The following is a 20,561-nucleotide window of genomic DNA, read 5'->3' on the forward strand; positions in this document are numbered from 1 at the left end:
TCGATGAAAGGTGCTGAACAGAGCGGCTGCCGGCGTCGGGTATTCACGCTTGCCGTGGCGTGCTCTGGGAGCGGTAGAATTGAGCGAGCGCATCGACTTACGCCAACATGGACGGCGACTATGAATCAAGTGACAAACCAGCACCTGTTGACGATCATCCAGACCAATGCGATCAACCAGCAACTGTTGACGCTGCTGCCGACGTTGCAGCTCCCGGACTGCATGCTGGTGGCTGGGTGTCTGTTCCAGACCTTCTGGAATCACCAGGCAGGTCAGAACGCCGAATGGGGCATCAAGGACTACGACATTGCCTACTTCGATAGCGATCTTTCCTGGGAAGCAGAGGATCGCGTGATTCAGCGTGTGAACGAGGCCTGCGCGCACCTTGGTGTCAACGTCGAAGTGCGCAATCAAGCCCGTATTCACCTTTGGTACAAAACCAGGTTCGGTGCTGACTACCCGCAGCTTCGCAAGGCTGCCGACGGCATAGACCGCTACCTGATCGCCTCGACCTGCGTCGGCGTTGATGTATATACCGGCGAGCTGTACAGCACCTACGGGCTGGATGATTTGCAGCACAACGTCCTCAGGCTCAACCCACTCAACCCGCTGGCTGGTTTGTTCAACGATAAGGCAGCAAGTTATCGCCAGCGTTGGCCTTGGCTGAAACTGGCAGATCAGCATTGACAGTGCCGGTCACCCCCTTACAATCGCGCCCCCTCGATTCAGCACGCACAGCGAAAAGGAGCTTCGATGCAACGGGTGATGATTGTTGGCCAGCCGGGTTCGGGCAAAAGTACCCTGGCGCGGCAGCTGGGTGAACGCACTGGTTTGCCGGTCGTGCACATCGACACCATTCACTGGCAGCCCGGCTGGGTTGAGCGCAGCCGGGATGAGAAGACCCGACTGTGCGGCGAGGTCGAGGCGGGTGAGCGGTGGATCTTTGAAGGAGGGCATTCGGCGACCTGGGAAAATCGGCTGGCGCGCGCCGACCTGTTGATCTGGATTGACCGATCGACTCCGCTGCGGTTCTGGCGGGTGTTGCTAAGGACGTTGCTCAATCGTGGTCGAACCCGGCCTGACCTGCCGGCAGATTGCCCAGAGTTGCTGGGCAATCTGCCTGAGTTTTTCCGCTTCATGTGGCAAACCAGGCAGTCGGCGCGGCGCAAGATGCAGCAGTTGGTGGCGGATGCACCGCGGGGTTGCCGGGTGGTTTGCTTGCGTTCTGATCAAGAGACTCAGGCGTTTCTGGCGAGTTTCGACTAAGGATTCGCGGTGCGCTCGTGGAGTTGGGCCGCTTCTGCCTCTATCGCAATGTCTTTTGCATGATGATCGTGCGCTCGGCACCGTGAAGTTCGTCGCGAACCTCGCTGAAGCCCAAGCGCCGATAAAATGCCTGAGCAGTAATCGACGAGGGTACGCTCACCACGCCGAGGCCTCTGGCCTGCGCCACTGCCTCAAGTTTGCGCATCAATTGCTGCCCAACCCCGCGGCGCTGATAATCAGGACTCACAAATACACTGCGCACCACACCGCCATCCAGGCTCGCCGTAGCTACTACCTGATCTTGCAGAGTTGCGACATACACCTCACGCAAGGCAATCAGTTGCTCGACCGCTGCGGGTGAAAAACTGCGTTGCACCTGTTCAATGATGTCTGCTGAGTAGTCCCTGGCGTTGGACACACGCAATGCGCCAATCACGACCGCGCTGATTGCTGCTGCGTCCGCCACGGTTGCCGGTCGAATCACAGAAGTCATCCTATGCCCCGGCTTGGGTTGGGGGTGTACCAAGGTGCTGCTGACTCGAGATGAACGTGTTTCTGTTTGGCTGGCAGCAACGGTGTGTCGAGCGTGCCCAGTGCAATCGAAACCCAGTCAGCCAACTCACCCGTTGAGCGCGACCAGAACAGCGTTGATCCGCACTCGCTGCAGAACTCACGTTTTACTGTGGCTGATGATGCATAGGCCCTGATGCTCGACTCGCCACTGAGGATGCGTAGCGCGTCGCGTGGCACGCTGGCGTATGACGCGAATGCGGCGCCGTGGCCTTTGCGGCATTGACTGCAATGACAGTGGCTGACGGCTTTTGGCGGCGTAAGTAGCTGGTAGCTGACGGCGCCGCAGAGGCAACTGCCGCGATGGGTTTCGGTCATGTGCTTCTCCAAGGGAGCGAAGCAGCAGCGTAGCCAGTTGTGCTGGGTGGGTCTAGTCGCGGGTAATGGGGCCGCTGCGCGACCCTATCGCGACACAAGGCCGCTCCTACAGGGACCGCGCAATACCTGCTGACGCGGTCCCCTGTAGGAGCGGCCTTGTGTCGCGAAAGGGCTGCAAAGCAGCCCCAAATTCCCACGCTCACATCGTCAGGTCGTTATCTCCACACTGCGTGGCTGCCCCCCAATCCTGAACCAGACTGCATCGAACGGATCCAGCCCGGTGCTCTGGTTCTGATGAAATTGCGGCATAGCGAGCGTTGGGTGGGGGCTGGTCGCCCGCTGAGGCAGTTACGCAGCGGCCTCAGTAGGCAAGGTTCACCACCACCTCAAAACTGCGTGACCACCGTCACGCCTGCCGTCTCGAACCGGTCCATGTTCACCAGTGCATCAATCGACTGCTCAAGGCTGATGGTCTTGCCCACCAGCTTATCCGGGGCCAGCTTGCCGCTGTGAATCATCTCGAGCATGGCATCGTAGCGGTGTGCCTGCATGCCATGGCTGCCGCAGATTTCCAGTTCGTGCGCAATCACCTTGCCCATCGGCACGGCCGGGCTGGCGTGGTCGGCGAGCATCAGGCCCACCTGTACGTGCCTGCCGCGACGGCGCAGGTTATTGATCGAGTTGAAGCAGGTAGTCGGATGGCCCAGCGCGTCCAGCGATACATGCGCACCGCCTTTGGTAATCTCCATCACCGCTTCGGCAACGTCCGCCACCTGAGTGGCGTTAATCGTGGCAACGGCGCCCAGCGTGCGTGCCAGCGCCAGTTTGTCATCGGCGATATCGACTGCCACCACATTCGCGCCCAGGGCGTTAGCGATCATCACCGCGGACAGGCCAACCCCACCGCAGCCGTGCACGGCGACCCATTGGCCCGCGCTGACCTTGCCTTGATCGACTACCGCGCGAAATGAGGTGACGAAGCGACAGCCCAGGCTCGCAGCAGTGGCATAGTCCATCGATTCGGGTAGCGCGACCAGGTTCAGATCCGCGTGGTGGATGCCTACGTATTCGGCGAACGAGCCCCAGTGGGTGAAGCCAGGTTGGAACTGGCTGTGGCAGACCTGCTGATTGCCGCTGTTGCATTCCGGGCATGCCCCACAACCCCCCACGAACGGTACGGTAACGCGGTCACCGACTTTCCACCGGCTGACGTGGCTGCCGACCTCGGCAATGACTCCGGCTAGTTCATGCCCTGGCACGTGTGGCAACTGAATGTCGGGATCATGGCCTTTCCAGCCATGCCAGTCGCTGCGGCATACGCCGGTGCCCTTGACCTCGATGACCACGCCGTGGCGCTCCGGGGTTGGGTCGGCGACGTTCATCAGGCGCGGTGGCTGGTTAAAGGCTTCGTACACTACAGCTTTCATGGCAACGACCTCCGTGTGCATGGCAGCACAATCTGGTTCAGCGCTTGGGGTGCGGTCAATTATCCGGAATCAAGCTGAAATTGCCTTTCAGAGTGCAATTGACTTTGAGGGTTGGCTGAAATTAACTTCGCTTAAAGTCATTTCTTTTGAAGAGTCCTTTCATGACCGAACGCCTGGATAAGGTAGATGTTGCGATATCAGACAGACTGCAACGCGACGGCAGGCTGTCCAACGTCAAGCTTGCCGAGCAGTTGTCCTTGAGCGAAGCCTCCTGTTGGCGAAAGCAAAAGCGCCTGGAGCAGTGTGGGGTCATCGAAGGCTACCAGGCAGTGCTCAATAGAAAGAAGCTGGGCCTTGGGGTGATGGCTTTCGTGCAGATTTCCTGCACGGACCACAGTGAGGAAGCGACTGCAAAATTCGAACGGATCATCGAATCGGCGCCGCAGGTGCTGAGCTGTCACAACACCACGGGGGAGGCCGACTTTTTGTTGCAGGTAGTGGCCAGAGATCTCGACAGCTACAGCCGGTTTGTCGAAAAGGTGCTGAGGACCCTGCCGGGCGTTTCCAGTATCAGGTCCAATATTTCCCTGCGTGAGCTGAAGACTTCCAATCGACTGCCGGTGACCGAGCTGGTGAGTATTTGACTGGCGGATGCCAGTAGCCAGGGCACCGTTTGCGCTGGCTACTGGCGAAGCTCATTCAGCCAAGCGGCGCTGTGGTTACCCCGTCAAGCTGGCGCCAGATCTGCAGTGGGTTGTCTTGCTTGAGCGCGTCAGGCAGCAAGGCATCCGGCAGGTTCTGATAGCACACCGGTCGCAGGAAGCGCTCGATGGCGGTTGAGCCGACCGACGTGCTGCGGCTGTCGGAGGTGGCCGGGAAGGGGCCGCCATGGACCATCGCATCGCAGACTTCAACGCCGGTAGGAAAGCCGTTGACCAGCAGCCGGCCGGCTTTCTTCTCCAGCGTCTGAACCAGGCAGCGCGCAACCTCCAGGTCCTGCTCCGTCAACTGCAGGGTTGCCGTCAGCTGACCTTCAAGCGACCTGGCGAAGGCCAGCATCTGGTCCACGCTCTGGCAGCTGATGACGATTGCCGCAGGGCCGAACACTTCTTCCAGCAGCTGCGGGTTGGCCGCGACATTGGCGAAGGTCGTGCGGTACAGATGACCCTGCGCTTGCGTCGCACCAGAAGGCGGCTGGCCAGCGGCGACCAGTGCTGTGTCGGGCTGCGCAGCGATCCGTTGCAGGCCGGTCAGGTATGCCTGGTGAATGCCCGGTGTGAGCATCGTCTGGCTGGCCTTGTCAGCCAGGCAGGCACCGGCACGGGCAACGAACGTTTCCAGCTCAGGCCCTGCAACGGCCAGCAGGATGCCTGGGTTGGTGCAGAACTGGCCGGCGCCCAGTGCCAGCGCGTCGGCAAAGCCTGCGGCGATTGTCTCGGCTCGCGCTGCCAGTGCGCCTGGCAGCAGGAACACCGGGTTGACGCTGCTCATCTCGGCGTACACCGGGATCGGCTCGGCACGCGCTGCGGCTGCCCGTAGCAAGGCCAGGCCACCGCTGCGCGAGCCGGTGAAGCCAACGGCCTTGACGGCCGGGTGGGCGACCAGTTGTTGGCCAACGTCATTGCCGTCACCCACCACCAGCGAGAAAGTGCCTTCGGGCAGCTCCAGCTGCTGTACAGCCTGTTGGATCACGCGCCCGACCAGCTCACTGGTGCCCAGGTGTGCTCGGTGCGCCTTGACGATCACCGGGCAGCCTGCGGCCAGTGCCGAGGCCGTGTCGCCGCCCGCGACCGAGAACGCCAGCGGGAAATTGCTGGCGCCGAACACCACCACAGGCCCCAGCGCCACCTTGCACATACGCAGATCCGGGCGCGGCAGTGGCGCTCGGTCGGGCAGGGCAGAGTCGAAGGTTGCCTGCTGCCAGCGGCCTTGGCGCAGCACCGAGGCAAACAGCCGCAGTTGGCCCACGGTACGCCCGCGCTCACCTTCCAGGCGGGCCAGAGGCAGCCCGGTTTCGCTGTGGGCGCGCTCGAGCAGCGTTGCGCCCAGGCCGACGATACCGTCGGCAATCGCTTCGAGAAACTGCGCGCGCCGTTCCGGGCTGGTCGAACGCAAGCTGTCAAACGCCTGGTCGGCAAGCTCGCACGCCTGTTTGACCAAGTTGGCGCTGGCGCAGTTGAACACAGGGGCGGGGATGGCCTCTTCAGTCGCGGGGTTGATCGCCAGCAGTTCACGGCCTTGGCCACGAATCAGTTGATGCCCGATTATTTGTTCGCCGGTAAGTGGCATTGCTCTACTCCGTAAACCAGTTACTTGTCAGAAGAAATCGGCTGCTTCAACAGCAACAGGTAAGCCATGGCGGCAACCGCTGCGACGACGGCGCTGATGAGGAATGCCGAGGCGAACGAGCCCGATTGCTGAATGCTGAAGCCGGTGACGATCGGTGCCACCGATCCTGCCAGGTAGCCGCCGAAGTTCTGAATGGAGCCGAATGACGCGACCTGGCGGCTGTCGACGATGGTGTTGGCGATCATCCAGGCGGTGGAGCTGGCCATGTTGATGCTGAACAAGGCGCAGCAGAGCAGGGCCAGGCTGAGCACAATGCCGCTGCCAAAGGCCAGGGGCACGGTGAACGCCGCTGCTGCCAGCAACGCGCTGATCACCACCCGTTTGCGACTGCCCAGCACCGTGCCGCCTTTTTTCACCAGGCGGTCGCAGAGCCGGCCGGCGACGATGGTGCCCAAGGCGCCGAACACGTAAGCCAGTGACACCACCCAGGCGGTCTGATACAGGCCCAGACCGTGCTCACGCTCGAAGTAGCCGGGCAGCCAGGTCAGGTGCAGCCAAAGCATGTAGATCACGCCCATGAAGCCCAGCACTGCGCCCCAGGTGCTCTTGTGGCGGAACAGTTCAGCCCAGGCGCTGAGCTGGGATTTCAAACTTGGCTTTGGTGCCACGTTGGCCTGTTGCTGAGTCTGCGACGCCAGTAGGCGCTCGCGTTCTTCGGCAGGCAATTCAGCCAGGTAACGCTCCTTGCTCTTGTAGAAGGCGAACCAGCACAGCGCGATGACGATGCCGAACACGCCGGTAGCGATGAACATCCCGCGCCAGCCCCAGTTGATCATCAGCAGGGTCAGCAGCGGCGGGGCGATGCACGGGCCGATGCAGGTCGAGGACAGCACGATGCCGGTGGGCGTCCCGCGTTTTTCTGCCTCGAACCATTCCGCCAGGGCCTTGGCCGCCGAGGGGAACATCGGCGCTTCGCCGATGCCCAGCGCGATGCGCAGGCCGATGAATGCCGAGAAGCTGTTGATCAGGCCCGAGGCAGTCTGCGCCACTGACCAGCCCAACAAGGCGGCGCCGAGCGAGAGTTTGCTGCCCAGGCGATCGATGATCACCCCCAGCGGCAGTTGCGAGAAGGCATAAGCCAGGGAAAACGCCGACAGCAGAATGCCCATCTGCGAAGGCGTGATGGCCATGTCGCGCTGGATCGAGGTGTTGGCAATCGACAGAGCGCTGCGGTCGACATAGTTGATGATGCCGATCACCAGCAGCAGGCTGACAGTGATGAACTGGTATTTCTTGAACGGGTTTCGGCTGGCTACCGTATCCGCAGTGCGGTCAAGCTCGGCTTGCGCATATTTACTGGTCATGGCTGTTCACTTTTATTGTTATTGGGGATTAGCTGTTGGCTTGGGCTTACATGGACGCCTCGAGCATCCAGCGGTAGTCCTCGGCACTGGCTTCACGGGGATTGGTGCGGTGGCTATGGTCGGCCAGGGCACCCTGGATGATGCCTGGGAACATCGCTTCGCTGACGCCCAGTTCACGCAGGCCTGTCGGCAAGCCCAGGGCACGGGTCATGTCACGCAGGGCCGTTTCGATCTGGCTGTCGTCAGCCAGGCCCATGGCCTGGGCAATGCGCAGCGTCTTCTGTTCAGCGGTCATCGTCGCCGCCTGACGATTGAAGGCAATCACCGCCGGCAAGAAGATCGCGTTGAGCGTGCCGTGGTGCAGGCGCGGATTGATGCCGCCCAGCGCGTGGCTCAGGCTATGCACACAGCCCAGGCCTTTCTGGAATGCCAGGGCGCCCTGCAGTGACGCGCTCATCATGTTGGTCCGCGCTTCGAGGTTGTGCGGGTCGGCGGTGGCAGCGGTGATGAAGCGCCAGGCGCGCCATAGCCCGTCCAGGGCAATGCCGTCGGCCGGCGGGTTGAACGCAGGCGCCATGAACGTCTCAAGGCAGTGCGCAATAGCGTCCATGCCGGTGGCAGCGGTCATTGCGGCGGGCAAACCTACGGTCAGCGCAGGGTCGCAGATGGCCGACTTAGGGACTACATGCGGTGAGATCACGCCGACTTTGCGACCGTCATCGAGGATCAGGATGGCGCCGCGACCGACTTCGCTGCCCGTGCCCGCAGTGGTCGGTACCGCAATCACTGGCGCAGTGGCGGCGGTGATGTGGGCAAGGCCGCCTTCGATCACGGCAAAGCGCTTCAGTGGGCCCTCATGGCGGGCGCAGACGGCCACGCCTTTGGCCAGGTCGATGGCCGAGCCGCCACCAATGGCGATGATGCCGTCGCAATTACATTCGCGGAACATGGCGACCGCTTCGCGGACTGCGCTCTCGTTTGGGTTGGGTGGCGTGGCGTCGTAGATCGGCAGGGCCATGTCAGCGCCTTCGAAGGCGTCAAGCGCGCGGTCGACCAGCCCGGCGGCGCGTACGCCGCGGTCGGTCACGATCAAAGGTCGGGTTATACCAATGCGCTGGCATTCGGCGGGCAGCAGCGCAATCGCGCCGACCTCGAACTGGATTTGAGTGATGTAGTTGATCAGGGACATGCGCTCTCCTGGAGCCTTTTGGCTTCCTTGTTTTTGGCCAATCTCAGGGCCTTGCTGGCGCACCGGGTGCGTCATCGTGCGGGGCCAGTATAGAAATCCCCTGACGGCTGTGGTACTGAGAACAATCCATACAGCTATAACCAGGACTCATAGCCAATGACGCCATCGCTGAACTCGATCATGTCCCGGCTGCACGCCAGGCATTTGCGCCTGTTGATCGAGCTGGATGCGCACCGCTCGCTGCTCGGCGCGGCCGACAGCGTCGGGCTTACTCAACCCGGTGCGAGCAAAGCGTTGCAGGAGATCGAGACGACCTTTGGTACGCTGCTGTTCAGACGTACCAACCGTGGCCTGGAGCCGACCGCTGCCGGCCACTGTGCGATCAGATCCGCTCGGGTGATCCAGGCCGACCTGTCCAACCTGCGGCATGACCTCGATGCGATTTTGCGTGGAGTCGGCGGCAGGCTTGCGGTGGGTGCGATCATGGGCGCCGTGCCGCTGCTGATGAAGGCGGTATCAGAACTCACGGCGATCCAGCCGGAAATGTCCTTCGAGATCGTCGAGGGCACCAGCCAGTTTCTCCTCAGCCAGATTGAGAGTGGCCGCCTGGACATGGCTGTGTGCCGAACCTCTGTCAGCAGCTCACCGCATTTGTTCGCCAGTGAGTTCGTCCAGCACGAGACACTTGCAGTGATCGCCAGCGTCGATCATCCGCTCAAGGACGCCGCGACCTTGAGCCTGGAGCAGCTGGCCGAGAACCGCTGGATTGTCTACCGGGCGAACATGCCCATGCGCGTGCAACTGGAACGTGAATTCCACGATGCCGGCCTGCGCTTCCCGCTGCACCTGGTGGAAACCACGTCGATTCTGGCGACCTTGTCGCTGTTGCAGAACCAGCCTGAATTCGTCGCGCTGGTGTCTATCGATGTGGCCCAGCAGTGTCTGCAGCATCACCGCATCTGCATTCTGCCGCTGGCGATCCAATCGGTGAGTGACCCGTATGAGTTGGTTACACGCCAGGCCAGTCAGGAAACGCCGGCCATGCAGCAGCTTCGCGGCTTGCTGCTCAGCGCTGCTGCTGGCGGCTCGACAGGTTAACCAGCGAGCCAGTGCTCATACGCCGCCATCATCCGCTGCCGGGTCGGCGCATCTGCCGGAATCAGATGCTCGATCCGCATCGACTCCACGGTGATGTCCAGCGGCATGCCAAAGGTGGTGAAGGTTGACAGAAACCTCAGCTCACCCTCCGCTGTATTCACCCGCGTCAGCAACACCGGCATGGCTGCGGGCGCGTGCAGTTGAGCAGCGGGAGCCGGCAGCTCGCGTAGTAACTGCGCGAGCTCGGGACTAGCCACGGCCTCCCGCGACGCACGCTGCCAGGCGACCGCGCGAATCTCGTCGGCATTGGCCAGCCGATCACCCAACCCGCCGGGGCGCAGCAGTGTGTCGAGCAAATTCAGCCGTGCAGTCGCCTCGGGCGCGATACCAGCCATGGCAAACAGCAAGCCGGCACTGGCATTGGCCGCGGTGACATCCCAGTTGCTGGCGATGACGATGGCCGGCGCCGGGTTGTTCGCGTGCAGAATATGTTCGATAGCTTCGTGGACCATCTTCAGCTCCGGCGCATCCAGCGGCGATGTGGCGTAGCGCGGGGCGTAGCCGGCGGCGACGAACACCTGGTTGCACTGCTCCAGCGGTGCGGCCAGCGCCGAGAGCAGGGCATGCAGAGTGCTCGGGCTGGCTTTGGCACGGCCAGTTTCGACGCAGCTTAAGTGACGCTGCGAAACCCCGGCCAGCAGCGCCAGTTCGAGCTGGCTGAGGCGCGCCTGCTGACGCAACTGGCGGACCTGCTGACCGGCCGAGGCGCTCGGGGCTGGTTGCTGGCGATGGAAAATTGGCTGGTTCATACGTCGACTCTGACCGTCCTTGGTGCCCTGTGTCCATGACCTGTCAGGTCATTGAGAGGGCGCAACACTATCACTACTCTGCCGGCGAACCCTACCCAAGGAGTGGCTGATGACCCTGCGTTTGCTTGCCCTGACCTTGCTGGTGCCGTTTGCGGCGTATACCGGCTGGACTCTGCTGAATGCCGAGCAGTCGCTCGTCGCGTTTGGCCTGGAACTGATGGCGCGCCCTGATACAGCTCAGGTCGTCATCGACCTGTATCTGATGGCAGGGCTGGGCTGCTGCTGGATGGTCAGCGATAACTGTCGCCGTCGTGGAACATGGATTTCTCTGCTGCCTTACTTGCTGCTGACCGCGGTGTTCGTCTCGCTGGGGCCGCTGCTGTATTTGGCCATCCGAGGCGTTAGCAGTGAGCGTCCAGCATGAATGACGCCCTGCAGGTGTATGCGCTGTGTGTTGTGCTGCTGTTTCTCAAGATGCTTGCGATCTCTTGCTATCAGGGCCACCTGCGCTTAAGCCTGTTGGCGTTCCACAACACTGACCTATCTGGCCGGTGTGCAGCCGTGGCGAACGATCTGCTATGCGGTTGCGCTGATATGCCTGCTGGGCTTTTGCGCGGTCATTGCCACCCAACTAGCGATGGGATGACGCAGCGCCGCTACGGCGGCTATCAACGGTTGACCAGCCTGGCCGGCAGAGCGATCACCAGCAGACAACTGAGCAACAGGCAGACGGCAAATGCCCACAGCGCGGCATGGGCGTTGCCGGTCAGGTCGGTCATCACTCCCATCAGCGAGTTGCTGACCAGCCCGGCAATGTTCGCCAGCGAGCAGGCGAGGGCGAAGGCAGTGGCCGCCGCAGTGCCCTTGAGAAACGTCGCCGGCAGGCTGAAGAACACCGGCACTGCACCGATGATCGCTGCTGAAGCGATGGCAAACAGCAGTACCGTCATCAGCAGGTCATGGCTGAACAAGGTGCTGCTGGCCATGGCAATCGCGCCGACAATGAAGGGCACGATGATGTGCCAGCGGCGTTCGCGATAGCGGTCGGAACTGGCGCCGATCAGCAGCATGCCGATCAGCGCTGCCAGGCTCGGAATGGCCGTGAGCAGGCCAATGTGGAAGGTATCGCTGACCCCCGCGTCGCGGATGAAGGTCGGCATCCAGAACCCCATGGCATAGGCGCTGAGCAAAATCGAGAAGTCGATGCCGCCGAGCATCCACACCTTGAGGTTGAAGAAGCCATCGCGAAAGCGCTGCTTGCTGCCTGTGTCTTCGGCATCGTCTGCCGCGAGGTCGGCAGCCAGCTGCGCCTTGTCGTCATCAGACAACCAGCGTGCCTGCTGGAAGCTGTTGGGCAGAATCCACAAGGTCGCAACGCCCAGCAGCACACTGGGGATCGCCTCCAGCAAGAACAGCCACTGCCAGCCGCGCAGGCCGTGCAACTGGTCGAAGCTGCTCATGATCCAGCCAGACAACGGCCCGCCGATCACGCTCGACAGCGGCAGGCCAATCATGAACAGGGCAATGATCCGCCCGCGCCGGTAGCTTGGGTACCACTGGGTCAGGTAGAACAGCACGCCCGGCAGAAAGCCCGCTTCGGCCACGCCGAGCAGAAACCTCACCAGGTAGAACTGAGTGGTGGTGGTTACCAGCAGCGTGCAGGCCGACAGCAGGCCCCAGGTGATCATGATGCGGGCGATCCACAGCTTGGCGCCGACCCGTTGCAGGATCAGGTTGCTGGGTACCTCGAAGAGGATATAGCCGACGAAGAACAAGCCCGCGCCCAGGCCATACGCGGCGCTGCTGAACTGCAGGTCAGTCAGCATCTGCAACTTGGCGAAGCCGACGTTGATGCGGTCCAGGTAGGCCGCCAGGTAGCACAGGCACAGAAACGGGATAAGCCGCCAGGTAACCCTGCGATAGAGCGCGTGCGGGCCCTGCGCGACTGCGCCGTGGGCGGTTGTGGGGTGGTGCATTCGGGTCTCCTGACGCGCGGGCGAGCAGCGCATGCTGCAGCGCTTTGTCGTGCGCCGCAGCTAAAGAACAGAGGCAATCCCGGCGGGAAACACCCGGCATGCCGATCCGTCGATATAATGCCCGGCTTCTGCAGGTATTCGGAACAACCTATGCGTCAGGTTTTGCTTGTTGTCGATGTTCAGGCCACGTTCAGCCCGCCGGAATGGCTGGTTGATGGTGTGCGGGCGTTTTCTGCGCGCATCCCCACCATTGCCTCGGTCGAGTTGCATGACGAGCAGGTGACGCCCTTCGAGCGCCAGCTCGGCTGGCACCCTGCGGCGCAGGATGAGTGCCTGGTGGAGGTCGATCAGGTGTTTATCAAGCACGGCTACGGGCCCACTGCAGCGATGCTCGACTATCTCAAGCAGATGGACGTCGAGCGTGTGCTGGTGTGTGGTCTGCAAACTGAAACCTGCGTGCTCGCCGCAGGCTTTGCCCTGTTCGATGCCGGTCTGTCGCCGACGCTGGTCACCGACCTCACCATCGGCTCGTCGCTGGACCGTTCCGGCAAACTCGGCATCGAGCTGTGGCAGCACCACTTTCGCCAAGTCACCACGCGGGCCGAGGTACTTGCCGGGTTGCATGGCTGATCCGCTGCGACCTGACCGGCCTCAATCGAATGGGCCAGCGCTGGTAAAGGCGCCGCCTTGCAGCAGGGCACTGCGCTCGTCCGCCGCGGCTTGGGGCAGTTGCTCCAGCTTGCCCCTAAACTGCTCGGAGCTGTCCTGCGGCGCAAAGCCCAGGTGCGCGGCGTAGCGGTTGTTCCACCACAGGTCACGGTTGGCAGACACGCCATACACCACGGTGTGGCCGACGTCCTCTGCGAGCAGCGCGCGTTCGACCAGGTGGGCCAGGTCGGCGTAGCTCAGCCAGGTCGAGAGCATGCGCAGGTTACGCGGTTCCGGGAATGACGAGCCTATGCGCAAACTCACGGTCTGAATGCCGTAGCGGTGGAAATAAAACGTCGCCAGGTCTTCGCCGTAGGCTTTCGACAGCCCGTAGTAGCAGTCCGGTCGGCGCGGCGAATGAGCATCGAGCTGGACATCCTGCGGGTAAAACCCGGTGACGTGATTGGAGCTGGCGAACACCACCCGTTTGATACCGTGCAGGCGCGCCGCTTCATAGATATGAAAGGTGCCGCGAATGTTCGCGTCGAGAATATCTTCGAACCTGCGCTCTGTGGATATACCGCCCAGGTGGACGATGGCATCCACCTGATCGGCCAGCGCATGCACGCCGGCTTTGTCGGCCAGATTGCAGCTGACCACTTCTTCATGGTCGCCGGCAGCGGGCGCCATCTCACTGATATCGGATACTCGCACGACATTGGCGTGCGCCTGCAAGGCATCGCGCAGGATCTGCCCGAGGCCGCCGGCAGCGCCGGTCAGCAGCAGGCGGTTGAAGGGTTTGGTCGAGGTGGAGGAGGGTGCAGTCATGGCGGGTGCCTGTAGTTGGAGGTGCAGGTTCGGCGGTGCTCGGTAGCAGCGGGCAGGCCTTGTGGCCGCCCGCCAGCGAGGCCTTACATGAAGTTGTACTGGATGCCCAGGCGCCAGCGCGCCTGGCGGTCATCGGTGTAGGAATTGACCTTGATGTCGCCGATCTCCATGAATGGCGCCCACTGTTTGTTGAGCTTGTACTTGATGATCAGGTTCTGCTCGTAGTCGCTCTTCTTGTTGTCGTAGCGGATGTAATCGGTACTGAAGTGGATGTACTGATACTCGAACGCCCACGGCCCTTTGGGGGTGTAGCCGAGCCAGCCTTCCAGGCGCGTGGTGTTCTGGTTGTCCTTGGCGCGGTGCTCTTTGCTGTGATCGATCTGATCACGGTCGAGGCTGCGCGCGTCGTGGCGTACGCGGCTGGCGACGTACCAGGTGTCGCTGATCTTGTAGCTGTACTTGAGGCCGAACTTGTAGGTGGTGGCGTCTTTCGAGCTGTCCATCTGGAAGGCCGGGGTCAGCGTCGATTTGGCACTGAGCTTGTGGTTGTAGTCGACGGTGAATTCATGGCCGTTGTTGACCATGTTGTCGTAGGCGACGTCTTCGCGGTCGCCGGCAGTCTTGTATTTGATCTCGGCGCCAAAACCCAGGCCACTGTCCATCCGGTAGTTCAGCTTGATCCGGTCGGAGTGAATGCTGTCGTCTTCGGTAAAGCCGTGCCGGTAGTTGATGCTGGCCGAATCTGCGTGGGCGTAGAGCGACAGGCCAAGCGTGCTGACAGCGATAAGCGTGCGGAGTGTGGTGTTCATGCGATCTTCTTTTTTTGTTTTTGTTGAGGTCGTTATGAGGTCGGGCAGTGAGGATGAGTGCGGGGTGGGGGATGCCCTCCGTGGCAAATGTTTCAAATAAGTTATCGTACAACGTTGGGGTTGTCTATTTTTTATTGAAATGTTGTCTGATGACATGGATTAGGCCATCTATATCAAGGTTTGTAGAGGTTCGTGGCGGGGTGCCAGGTCGCTGATGGCGTATAGAGAAGGGAGGTTTTGCGCGGTTTATAAAGTTTCAAAGGGGTACTTTTCAATTGTTGTACGATGACGTAGGATCATCCCCAGAGCGTGACCTTTCCGCCACAATTCCAATAAGAAGGCTCAGACGTCCATGATCATCACTGCAGTAAACGTCCAGGTATTTTCCTACCCCACCCGACGCGCCGTAGACAGCGCCGGCCATGCCCATCCGGGCGATGTCACCCAGGCCAAAATGGCCTTGCTGCGGATCAAGACCGAATGCGGCAACGAGGGTTTTGCACTGGGCGCACCCGAGCTGATTCGCCCGTATGTGCTGGATGGCTTCGTGCGCAAAGTGCTGGTCGGCGCCAACGCCTTCGACCGCGAAAAGATCTGGCACGACCTGGCACACTGGCAGCGCGGCAGTGCCAGCCAGTTGACCGACCGCGCGCTGGCGCTGGTCGAACAGGCGCTGTGGGACTGGGCCGGGCGCAAGCTGAACCTGCCGGTGCACAAGCTGATCGGTGGCTTTCGCGACAAGGTTCCGGCGTACGGTTCAACCATGTGTGGCGATGAGCTCGAAGGTGGGCTGTCGACCCCGGAGGAGTACGGCCGCTTCGCCGAGACCCTGGTCAAGCGTGGCTACAAGGCAATCAAGCTGCACACCTGGATGCCGCCGGTGTCGTTCGCGCCGAGCGTGAGCATGGATATCAAGGCCTGCGCCGCGGTGCGTGAGGCGGTTGGCCCGGACATCGCGTTGATGATCGATGGCTACCACTGGTACAGCCGGACCGAAGCACTGACCGTTGGCCGCGCGCTGGAGAAGCTCGACTTCGCCTGGTTCGAAGAGCCAATGATGGAAGACTCGGCCGAGTCCTATGCCTGGCTGGCGGGGCAGCTGGACATCCCTATCCTTGGCCCGGAAAGCCTGGGCGGCAAGCACCTGAGCCGCGCCAGCTGGGTCAAGAACGATGTCTGTGACATTCTCCGCGCCGGGGTTGCCGGTGTCGGCGGGATCGCCCCGTGCCTGAAGGTTGCGCACATGGCCGAAGCGTTTGGCATGGACTGCGAGATCCACGGCAACGGCGCGGCCAACCTTGCAGTGGTCGGCGCCATCAAGAACTGCAGCTGGTACGAGCGCGGCCTGCTGCACCCGTTCCTCGAGTACGACGACGTCCCGGCCTACCTCAAGCGCCTGGTCGACCCGATGGACCAGGACGGCTTCGTGCACCTGTCTGACCTGCCGGGCCTGGGTGAGGAGATCGACTTCGACTACGTCGAGACCAATACGCTGCACAGCTTCTGATTCGTGCATGGCGGCGCGCGCCATCGCGTGCCGCCCGAGAGTCCAATAACTATAAAAAGGCTATCTCACATGAACGTACTTCCCACATTCTGGGCAGGGGTGTTTGCCGCGTCGCTGGCACTCACCTCAGTCCCTGCAGCATTCGCCAAGACCCCTGCCGATCAGTTGATCGTCGGCATGAGCATGATCAACCTGCTTTCGCTCGACCCCGCTGCGGCGACCGGGCTGGATGTTTCCGAGGTCAATGCCAACCTGTACGACATGCTGCTGGTGCAGGATGTCAAACAACCCGACCAGCTGCTGCCGGCCCTGGCCGAAAGCTGGCAGGTCAGCGCAGACCGCAAGACCCTTACCTTCAACCTGCGCAAGGACGTCAAATTCCAGTCCGGCAACGCCCTCAGCGCCGAAGACGTAGCCTGGTCGCTGCAGCGCGTGCTCAAGCTCAACCTGGCCCTGGCGTCGACCTGGAAAGCCTATGGTTTCAATGCCGGCAACGCCGAGCAGTACCTGCGCGCCAGCGACGAGCATACCTTCGTCCTCGAACTGCCACGCCCGACCGACCCGATGCTGGTGCTCAACACCCTGGCCACTTCACCCAGCGCCTTCATCCTCGACCGCAAAGTGGTCCAGCAGCACCAGAAAGGCAATGACATGGGCGGCGCCTGGCTGACCACTCATGCGGCCGGCAGCGGCCCGTTCATTCTCAATGACTGGCGCGCCAACGATGTGATCCTGATGACCCGCTTCGACGGTTACTGGGGTGGCCCGGCCAAGCTCAAGCGCATCGTCATGCGCAACATGACCGAATCGCAGTCGCTGCGCCTGATGGTCGAGCGCGGTGATCTGGACCTGGCCAAGGGCATGTCAGCACCGGATATCGAAGCACTGGAAAAGTCCGACAAGGTTCGCACCCAGACCGTCCAGCGCGGCACCCTTTACTACGTGGCACTGAGCGTCAAGAACAAACCCTATGACGATGCCCGTGTACGCAAGGCAGTGCGCTCGCTGATCGACTATCAGGGCATCAACCAGACGGTCATGCCGCACTACGGCCAGCTCAACCAGCGCCCGCTGCCGCTCGGCTTGCCGGCGCGGCTGGATGATCCGGGCTACACCTTGAACGTCGCCGAGGCGAAACAGCTGTTGGCAGACGCCGGTTACCCGAACGGCTTCAAGACCACCATTCGCGTCCTCACCGAGCCGCCGTTCATCAACATTGCCTCCAGCCTGCAAGCGACCCTGGCCCAGGCTGGCATCCAGGCAACCATCGTCACCGGCACCGGTAACCAGATCTACGGCGCCATGCGCGAGCGCAGCTTCGACATCCTGGTCGGGCGTGGCGGCGGCGGGGCCGAGCGCCATCCGCATTCAAGCCTGCGCACCCTGGTGTACAACCCGGACAACCGCGACGAAGCCAAACTGAGCAATTTCCAGGGCTGGCGTACGTCGTTCTACAGCCCTGAGTTGAACAGCCTGATCGAGCAAGCCGAAGTCGAACCCGACAAAGCCCGGCAACAGGCCCAGTACCAGCAGATCCAGGCCACCCTGGACGAGCAGGTGGGAGCGATCCTGCCCGTGTCGCAAATGACCGACACCGTGGTGCTTTACCACGATGTTCAGGATTACCAGGGCCATACCGCGGCCACCACCCGTTACAAGGACGTCTACAAGTCGCGTTGAGTCGAGCCGGGGCGCACTGCCCAGGCCGGCCGGTGATTGGTAAACGCTTTTTCAGGAGCCTGTTATGTTTGTTTCGACTGCCTCTGTGCTGGGCGCGCGCGCGTCCGGTACTGCCCGCCGGGCGAGTACGGTGCTGGTGACCCTGCTCGGTTTGCTGGCGCTGACCTTCTTCATTGGTCGGGTAATGCCGCTGGACCCGGTGCTGGCCGTGGTCGGTCCAGACGCCGACAGCTCCACCTATGACCAGGTCTATCGGGCGATGGGTCTGGATCAGCCGATCTGGACCCAGTTCGGCATGTACCTCAACGACCTCCTGCACGGTGATTTCGGCAACGCCCTGCTGACCGGTCACCCGGTGCTGGAAGACATCAAACGGGTGTTCCCGGCGACCATCGAACTGGCCACCCTGGCGATCCTGTTCGGTATCCTCATCGGCCTGCCACTGGGCGTTGTCGCTGCCAGCAATCAGGGGCGTATGGGCGATCACCTGGCGCGGGTAATCACTCTGTTCGGTTACTCCACGCCGATCTTCTGGGTCGGCATGATGGGCCTGCTGGTGTTCTACGCCTGGCTCGGCTGGGCTGGCGGAGCAGGGCGGATCGATCTTGCCTACGACGGCATGGTGCCGGACGTCACCGGCCTGCTGCTGATCGACACCGCCCTGGCCCGCGACTGGGAAGCCTTCACCAGCGCGCTGCGGCATATCGTCCTGCCGGCGCTGATCCTGGGCCTCAACTCGGTGGCCTACATCAGCCGCATGACTCGCAGCTTCATGCTCGAGCAGCTGTCTCAGGAGTACATCATCACCGCCCGGGTCAAGGGCCTGTCGCGCCGTCAGGTGGTCTGGGGCCATGCCTTTCGCAACATTCTCGTGCAGTTGCTGACCGTGGTCGCACTGGCCTACGGCTCATTGCTCGAAGGCGCGGTGCTGATCGAGACGGTGTTTGCCTGGCCGGGCTTCGGCCAGTACCTGACCAGCAGCCTGATGCTTGGCGACATGAACGCGGTGATGGGCTGTGTGCTGGTGATTGGCTTGATCTTCGTTGCCCTCAACCTGATCAGCGACGCGCTGTACAAGGTGTTCGATCCAAGGACCCGCTAAGCCTGCGCGGCAAGCGCGAACCCATAACTATAAAAAAGGATGCCCCATGAATATTGTATTTCCGACCCTGCGCAACAGCCTGTTCGGCGCGATCCTGGCGCTGAGCCCGATGCTGGCAGCCCAGGCGAAAACCCCCGCCGACCAGTTGATCGTCGGCATGAGCATGGTCAACCTGTTCTCCATCGACCCGGCCAACGCGCCTGGCCTGGACGCTTCCGGGATCAACGCCAACCTCTACGACACCTTGGTCAAGCGCGACAACGGCAACCCCGAGCGGCACGTGCCGCAACTGGCTGAAAGCTGGACGGTGAGTGAAGACGGCAAGCAGATCACCTTCAAGCTGCGCAGCGACGTCAAGTTCCACTCCGGTAACCCGCTGACCGCTGAAGACGTGGCCTGGTCGCTGTATCGGGTGATGAAGCTCAACTTCGGCCTGGCCACCACCTGGAAGGCCTACGGCTACAACCTCGACAACATTCAGGCGTCTATCCGTGCCACCGACGCGCACACGCTGGTGATCGATCTGCCGCAGCCGACCGATCCTTTGCTGGTGATCGACTCGCTGGCGATTTCGCCCAGCGCGGTCGTCGTAGACCGCAAGCAGGCCCTGCAACACGAGAAAAACGGCGACCTCGGTGCTGCCTGGCTGGTCACCAACGAAGCCGGCAGCGGCCCGTTCACATTGAGCAAATGGAGCGCCAATGACAGCCTGGTGATGACCCGCTTCGACGGTTACTGGGCCGGGCCGGCGAAGATGAAGCGCGTGCTGGTGCGGCACATGACCGAATCGCAGTCGCTGCGCCTGATGCTCGAGCGCGGCGACCTCGACCTGGCCTACGGCATGGCTGCGCCGGATATCAAGGCAATCGAGCGCTCGGACGCGTTGCAGGTCCAGGCGCTGCAGCGCGGCACCATGTACTACGTGGCGATGAGCATGAAACAGCCAGAGTTCGCCAAACAGCAAGTGCGCGAAGCGGTGCGCAACCTGATCGACTATCAGGGCATCGACCAGCAGGTCATGCCGCACTACGGCACTCTCAACCAGCAACCGATGCAGCTGGGCCTGGCTGCCCGCCTGCCTGATCCTGGCTACACCATGGACGTCGCCAAGGCCAAGGCGCTGCTCGCCGAAGCGGGCTACCCGAACGGCTTCAATACGACCATTCGGACCTTGTCCGAGCCGCCGTTCATCGACATTGCCGCACGTATGCAGGCGACCCTGGCCGAGGGCGGGATCAAGGCCACCATCGTCACCGGCACCGGCAACCAGGTGTACGGCGCCATGCGCGCGCGCAACTTCGAGATGATCGTCGCACGCGGTGCCGAGCGTTACCCGCACCCGTACTTCAGCCTGCGCACCTTCGTCTACAACCCCGACAACAGTGACGCCGCCGGCCTGCCTAACTTCCAGGGCTGGCGCGCATCGTTCTTCAACCAGCAGCTCAACGAGCTGATCGATCGAGCCGGGGTCGAGCGCGACGCCGACCAGCGCCTCAAGCTCTACCACCAGGCGCAGACCCTGTACGACAAGCAGGTCGGGCCGATCATGATGATCTCGCAGATGACCGACACCGCGGTCAGTGCGGCCGACGTCAAGGGCTTCACCGGCGACGACGCCGAGGCGACCCGTTACCTGGGCGTCTACAAGCAACGCTGAACCCCGCCGGGACGCCTGCGGGTG

General features: G+C 62.1%; 20 protein-coding genes and 1 pseudogene. 11 read left to right on the top strand and 10 right to left on the bottom strand.

Features of this window, described 5'->3' with window-relative positions:
- Positions 1 to 120 precede the first annotated feature (120 nt).
- Positions 121 to 687 carry a nucleotidyltransferase family protein gene (locus IDM28_RS08965; RefSeq protein ID WP_188035745.1) on the top strand — a complete coding sequence of 189 codons (567 nt, stop codon included), beginning with the start codon at positions 121 to 123 and terminating at the stop codon, positions 685 to 687.
- Between the two features lie 66 nt (positions 688 to 753).
- A complete protein-coding gene (locus IDM28_RS08970) occupies positions 754 to 1,266 on the top strand; it encodes an AAA family ATPase (protein ID WP_101318579.1) in 513 nt (170 codons plus the stop codon).
- A 40-nt stretch (positions 1,267 to 1,306) separates the two neighbouring features.
- Here the strand turns inward: IDM28_RS08970 and IDM28_RS08975 are convergent, their stop codons facing one another.
- The 3 genes from IDM28_RS08975 to IDM28_RS08985 form a co-directional block, all read right to left on the bottom strand.
- Positions 1,307 to 1,759: a GNAT family N-acetyltransferase gene (locus tag IDM28_RS08975; protein ID WP_188035746.1), complete on the bottom strand. Its 453-nt coding sequence runs from the start codon at positions 1,757 to 1,759 to the stop codon at positions 1,307 to 1,309.
- Positions 1,756 to 2,154, bottom strand: coding sequence for a GFA family protein (locus tag IDM28_RS08980; RefSeq protein WP_188035747.1), 399 nt, complete (start codon positions 2,152 to 2,154; stop codon positions 1,756 to 1,758). Before IDM28_RS08980 ends, IDM28_RS08975 begins: the two co-directional genes overlap by 4 nt.
- Positions 2,155 to 2,540: 386 nt before the next feature.
- Positions 2,541 to 3,581, bottom strand: coding sequence for a zinc-dependent alcohol dehydrogenase family protein (locus tag IDM28_RS08985; protein ID WP_188035748.1), 1,041 nt, complete (start codon positions 3,579 to 3,581; stop codon positions 2,541 to 2,543).
- Between the two features lie 161 nt (positions 3,582 to 3,742).
- On the opposite strand from IDM28_RS08985, the gene IDM28_RS08990 reads away from it, so the two are divergent.
- Entirely contained in the window at positions 3,743 to 4,225 is a 483-nt protein-coding gene (locus IDM28_RS08990; RefSeq protein WP_101318597.1) for an Lrp/AsnC family transcriptional regulator, read from the top strand.
- 55 nt (positions 4,226 to 4,280) lie between these two features.
- Here the strand turns inward: IDM28_RS08990 and IDM28_RS08995 are convergent, their stop codons facing one another.
- Genes IDM28_RS08995 through IDM28_RS09005 form a run of 3 tightly spaced genes read right to left on the bottom strand, consistent with a single transcriptional unit; the run spans position 4,281 to position 8,423 of the window.
- Positions 4,281 to 5,870: an aldehyde dehydrogenase (NADP(+)) gene (locus IDM28_RS08995; protein WP_188035749.1), complete on the bottom strand. Its 1,590-nt coding sequence runs from the start codon at positions 5,868 to 5,870 to the stop codon at positions 4,281 to 4,283.
- A 20-nt stretch (positions 5,871 to 5,890) separates the two neighbouring features.
- Positions 5,891 to 7,234 (bottom strand): MFS transporter, encoded by a 1,344-nt coding sequence (locus IDM28_RS09000; RefSeq protein WP_101318603.1) that lies wholly within the window; start codon positions 7,232 to 7,234, stop codon positions 5,891 to 5,893.
- 46 nt (positions 7,235 to 7,280) lie between these two features.
- On the bottom strand, positions 7,281 to 8,423 hold the full coding sequence (locus tag IDM28_RS09005; RefSeq protein ID WP_150569533.1) for an iron-containing alcohol dehydrogenase: 1,143 nt from the start codon (positions 8,421 to 8,423) through the stop codon (positions 7,281 to 7,283).
- Positions 8,424 to 8,579: 156 nt separating this feature from the next.
- Here IDM28_RS09005 and IDM28_RS09010 point away from each other — a divergent pair, with 156 nt between their 5' ends.
- Positions 8,580 to 9,521: a LysR family transcriptional regulator gene (locus IDM28_RS09010; RefSeq protein ID WP_181108379.1), complete on the top strand. Its 942-nt coding sequence runs from the start codon at positions 8,580 to 8,582 to the stop codon at positions 9,519 to 9,521.
- Here IDM28_RS09010 and IDM28_RS09015 read toward each other — a convergent pair.
- Positions 9,518 to 10,330 (bottom strand): helix-turn-helix domain-containing protein, encoded by an 813-nt coding sequence (locus IDM28_RS09015; protein WP_188035750.1) that lies wholly within the window; start codon positions 10,328 to 10,330, stop codon positions 9,518 to 9,520. The two genes, IDM28_RS09010 and IDM28_RS09015, sit on opposite strands and share 4 nt — an antisense overlap.
- A gap of 109 nt (positions 10,331 to 10,439) precedes the next feature.
- Between IDM28_RS09015 and IDM28_RS09020 the strand changes: the two genes are divergently transcribed.
- Together IDM28_RS09020 and IDM28_RS23820 are read left to right on the top strand one after the other, a co-directional pair.
- Entirely contained in the window at positions 10,440 to 10,754 is a 315-nt protein-coding gene (locus IDM28_RS09020; protein WP_101318610.1) for a DUF2834 domain-containing protein, read from the top strand.
- A pseudogene (locus tag IDM28_RS23820) lies at positions 10,751 to 10,976 on the top strand (hypothetical protein). Before IDM28_RS09020 ends, IDM28_RS23820 begins: the two are co-directional and overlap by 4 nt.
- A 22-nt stretch (positions 10,977 to 10,998) precedes the next feature.
- Here the strand turns inward: IDM28_RS23820 and IDM28_RS09025 are convergent.
- Positions 10,999 to 12,306, bottom strand: coding sequence for an MFS transporter (locus tag IDM28_RS09025; RefSeq protein WP_188035751.1), 1,308 nt, complete (start codon positions 12,304 to 12,306; stop codon positions 10,999 to 11,001).
- Between the two features lie 150 nt (positions 12,307 to 12,456).
- Between IDM28_RS09025 and IDM28_RS09030 the strand changes: the two genes are divergently transcribed.
- Complete coding sequence (locus IDM28_RS09030; protein ID WP_371918899.1) at positions 12,457 to 12,936, top strand: isochorismatase family protein; 480 nt, start codon at positions 12,457 to 12,459, stop codon at positions 12,934 to 12,936.
- Positions 12,937 to 12,957: 21 nt separating this feature from the next.
- Here the strand turns inward: IDM28_RS09030 and IDM28_RS09035 are convergent, their stop codons facing one another.
- Entirely contained in the window at positions 12,958 to 13,782 is an 825-nt protein-coding gene (locus tag IDM28_RS09035; protein WP_150572971.1) for an NAD-dependent epimerase/dehydratase family protein, read from the bottom strand.
- Positions 13,783 to 13,865: 83 nt separating this feature from the next.
- A complete protein-coding gene (locus IDM28_RS09040; protein WP_101318618.1) occupies positions 13,866 to 14,591 on the bottom strand; it encodes an oligogalacturonate-specific porin KdgM family protein in 726 nt (241 codons plus the stop codon).
- A 352-nt stretch (positions 14,592 to 14,943) separates the two neighbouring features.
- On the opposite strand from IDM28_RS09040, the gene IDM28_RS09045 reads away from it, so the two are divergent.
- The 4 genes from IDM28_RS09045 (at position 14,944) to IDM28_RS09060 (ending at position 20,537) form a co-directional block, all read left to right on the top strand.
- Positions 14,944 to 16,098 carry a mandelate racemase family protein gene (locus IDM28_RS09045; RefSeq protein WP_101318620.1) on the top strand — a complete coding sequence of 385 codons (1,155 nt, stop codon included), beginning with the start codon at positions 14,944 to 14,946 and terminating at the stop codon, positions 16,096 to 16,098.
- Positions 16,099 to 16,167: 69 nt separating this feature from the next.
- Entirely contained in the window at positions 16,168 to 17,778 is a 1,611-nt protein-coding gene (locus IDM28_RS09050) for an ABC transporter substrate-binding protein (RefSeq protein WP_150569528.1), read from the top strand.
- 64 nt (positions 17,779 to 17,842) lie between these two features.
- Positions 17,843 to 18,880, top strand: coding sequence for an ABC transporter permease (locus tag IDM28_RS09055; protein WP_101318624.1), 1,038 nt, complete (start codon positions 17,843 to 17,845; stop codon positions 18,878 to 18,880).
- A gap of 46 nt (positions 18,881 to 18,926) precedes the next feature.
- Positions 18,927 to 20,537: an ABC transporter substrate-binding protein gene (locus tag IDM28_RS09060; RefSeq protein ID WP_150569527.1), complete on the top strand. Its 1,611-nt coding sequence runs from the start codon at positions 18,927 to 18,929 to the stop codon at positions 20,535 to 20,537.
- Positions 20,538 to 20,561 lie beyond the last annotated feature (24 nt).

It is taken from the genome of Pseudomonas sp. EZ-C24 (assembly GCF_014525325.1).
GTDB classification, from domain to species: Bacteria; Pseudomonadota; Gammaproteobacteria; order Pseudomonadales; family Pseudomonadaceae; genus Aquipseudomonas; species Aquipseudomonas shirazensis.

Coding starts and splice junctions, on each gene's coding strand:
- IDM28_RS08965 (WP_188035745.1), top strand. CDS start 121: ATGAATCAAGTGACAAACCAGCACCTGTTGACGATCATCCAGACCAAT.
- IDM28_RS08970 (WP_101318579.1), top strand. CDS start 754: ATGCAACGGGTGATGATTGTTGGCCAGCCGGGTTCGGGCAAAAGTACC.
- IDM28_RS08975 (WP_188035746.1), bottom strand. CDS start 1,759: ATGACTTCTGTGATTCGACCGGCAACCGTGGCGGACGCAGCAGCAATC.
- IDM28_RS08980 (WP_188035747.1), bottom strand. CDS start 2,154: ATGACCGAAACCCATCGCGGCAGTTGCCTCTGCGGCGCCGTCAGCTAC.
- IDM28_RS08985 (WP_188035748.1), bottom strand. CDS start 3,581: ATGAAAGCTGTAGTGTACGAAGCCTTTAACCAGCCACCGCGCCTGATG.
- IDM28_RS08990 (WP_101318597.1), top strand. CDS start 3,743: ATGACCGAACGCCTGGATAAGGTAGATGTTGCGATATCAGACAGACTG.
- IDM28_RS08995 (WP_188035749.1), bottom strand. CDS start 5,870: ATGCCACTTACCGGCGAACAAATAATCGGGCATCAACTGATTCGTGGC.
- IDM28_RS09000 (WP_101318603.1), bottom strand. CDS start 7,234: ATGACCAGTAAATATGCGCAAGCCGAGCTTGACCGCACTGCGGATACG.
- IDM28_RS09005 (WP_150569533.1), bottom strand. CDS start 8,423: ATGTCCCTGATCAACTACATCACTCAAATCCAGTTCGAGGTCGGCGCG.
- IDM28_RS09010 (WP_181108379.1), top strand. CDS start 8,580: ATGACGCCATCGCTGAACTCGATCATGTCCCGGCTGCACGCCAGGCAT.
- IDM28_RS09015 (WP_188035750.1), bottom strand. CDS start 10,330: ATGAACCAGCCAATTTTCCATCGCCAGCAACCAGCCCCGAGCGCCTCG.
- IDM28_RS09020 (WP_101318610.1), top strand. CDS start 10,440: ATGACCCTGCGTTTGCTTGCCCTGACCTTGCTGGTGCCGTTTGCGGCG.
- IDM28_RS09025 (WP_188035751.1), bottom strand. CDS start 12,306: ATGCACCACCCCACAACCGCCCACGGCGCAGTCGCGCAGGGCCCGCAC.
- IDM28_RS09030 (WP_371918899.1), top strand. CDS start 12,457: ATGCGTCAGGTTTTGCTTGTTGTCGATGTTCAGGCCACGTTCAGCCCG.
- IDM28_RS09035 (WP_150572971.1), bottom strand. CDS start 13,782: ATGACTGCACCCTCCTCCACCTCGACCAAACCCTTCAACCGCCTGCTG.
- IDM28_RS09040 (WP_101318618.1), bottom strand. CDS start 14,591: ATGAACACCACACTCCGCACGCTTATCGCTGTCAGCACGCTTGGCCTG.
- IDM28_RS09045 (WP_101318620.1), top strand. CDS start 14,944: ATGATCATCACTGCAGTAAACGTCCAGGTATTTTCCTACCCCACCCGA.
- IDM28_RS09050 (WP_150569528.1), top strand. CDS start 16,168: ATGAACGTACTTCCCACATTCTGGGCAGGGGTGTTTGCCGCGTCGCTG.
- IDM28_RS09055 (WP_101318624.1), top strand. CDS start 17,843: ATGTTTGTTTCGACTGCCTCTGTGCTGGGCGCGCGCGCGTCCGGTACT.
- IDM28_RS09060 (WP_150569527.1), top strand. CDS start 18,927: ATGAATATTGTATTTCCGACCCTGCGCAACAGCCTGTTCGGCGCGATC.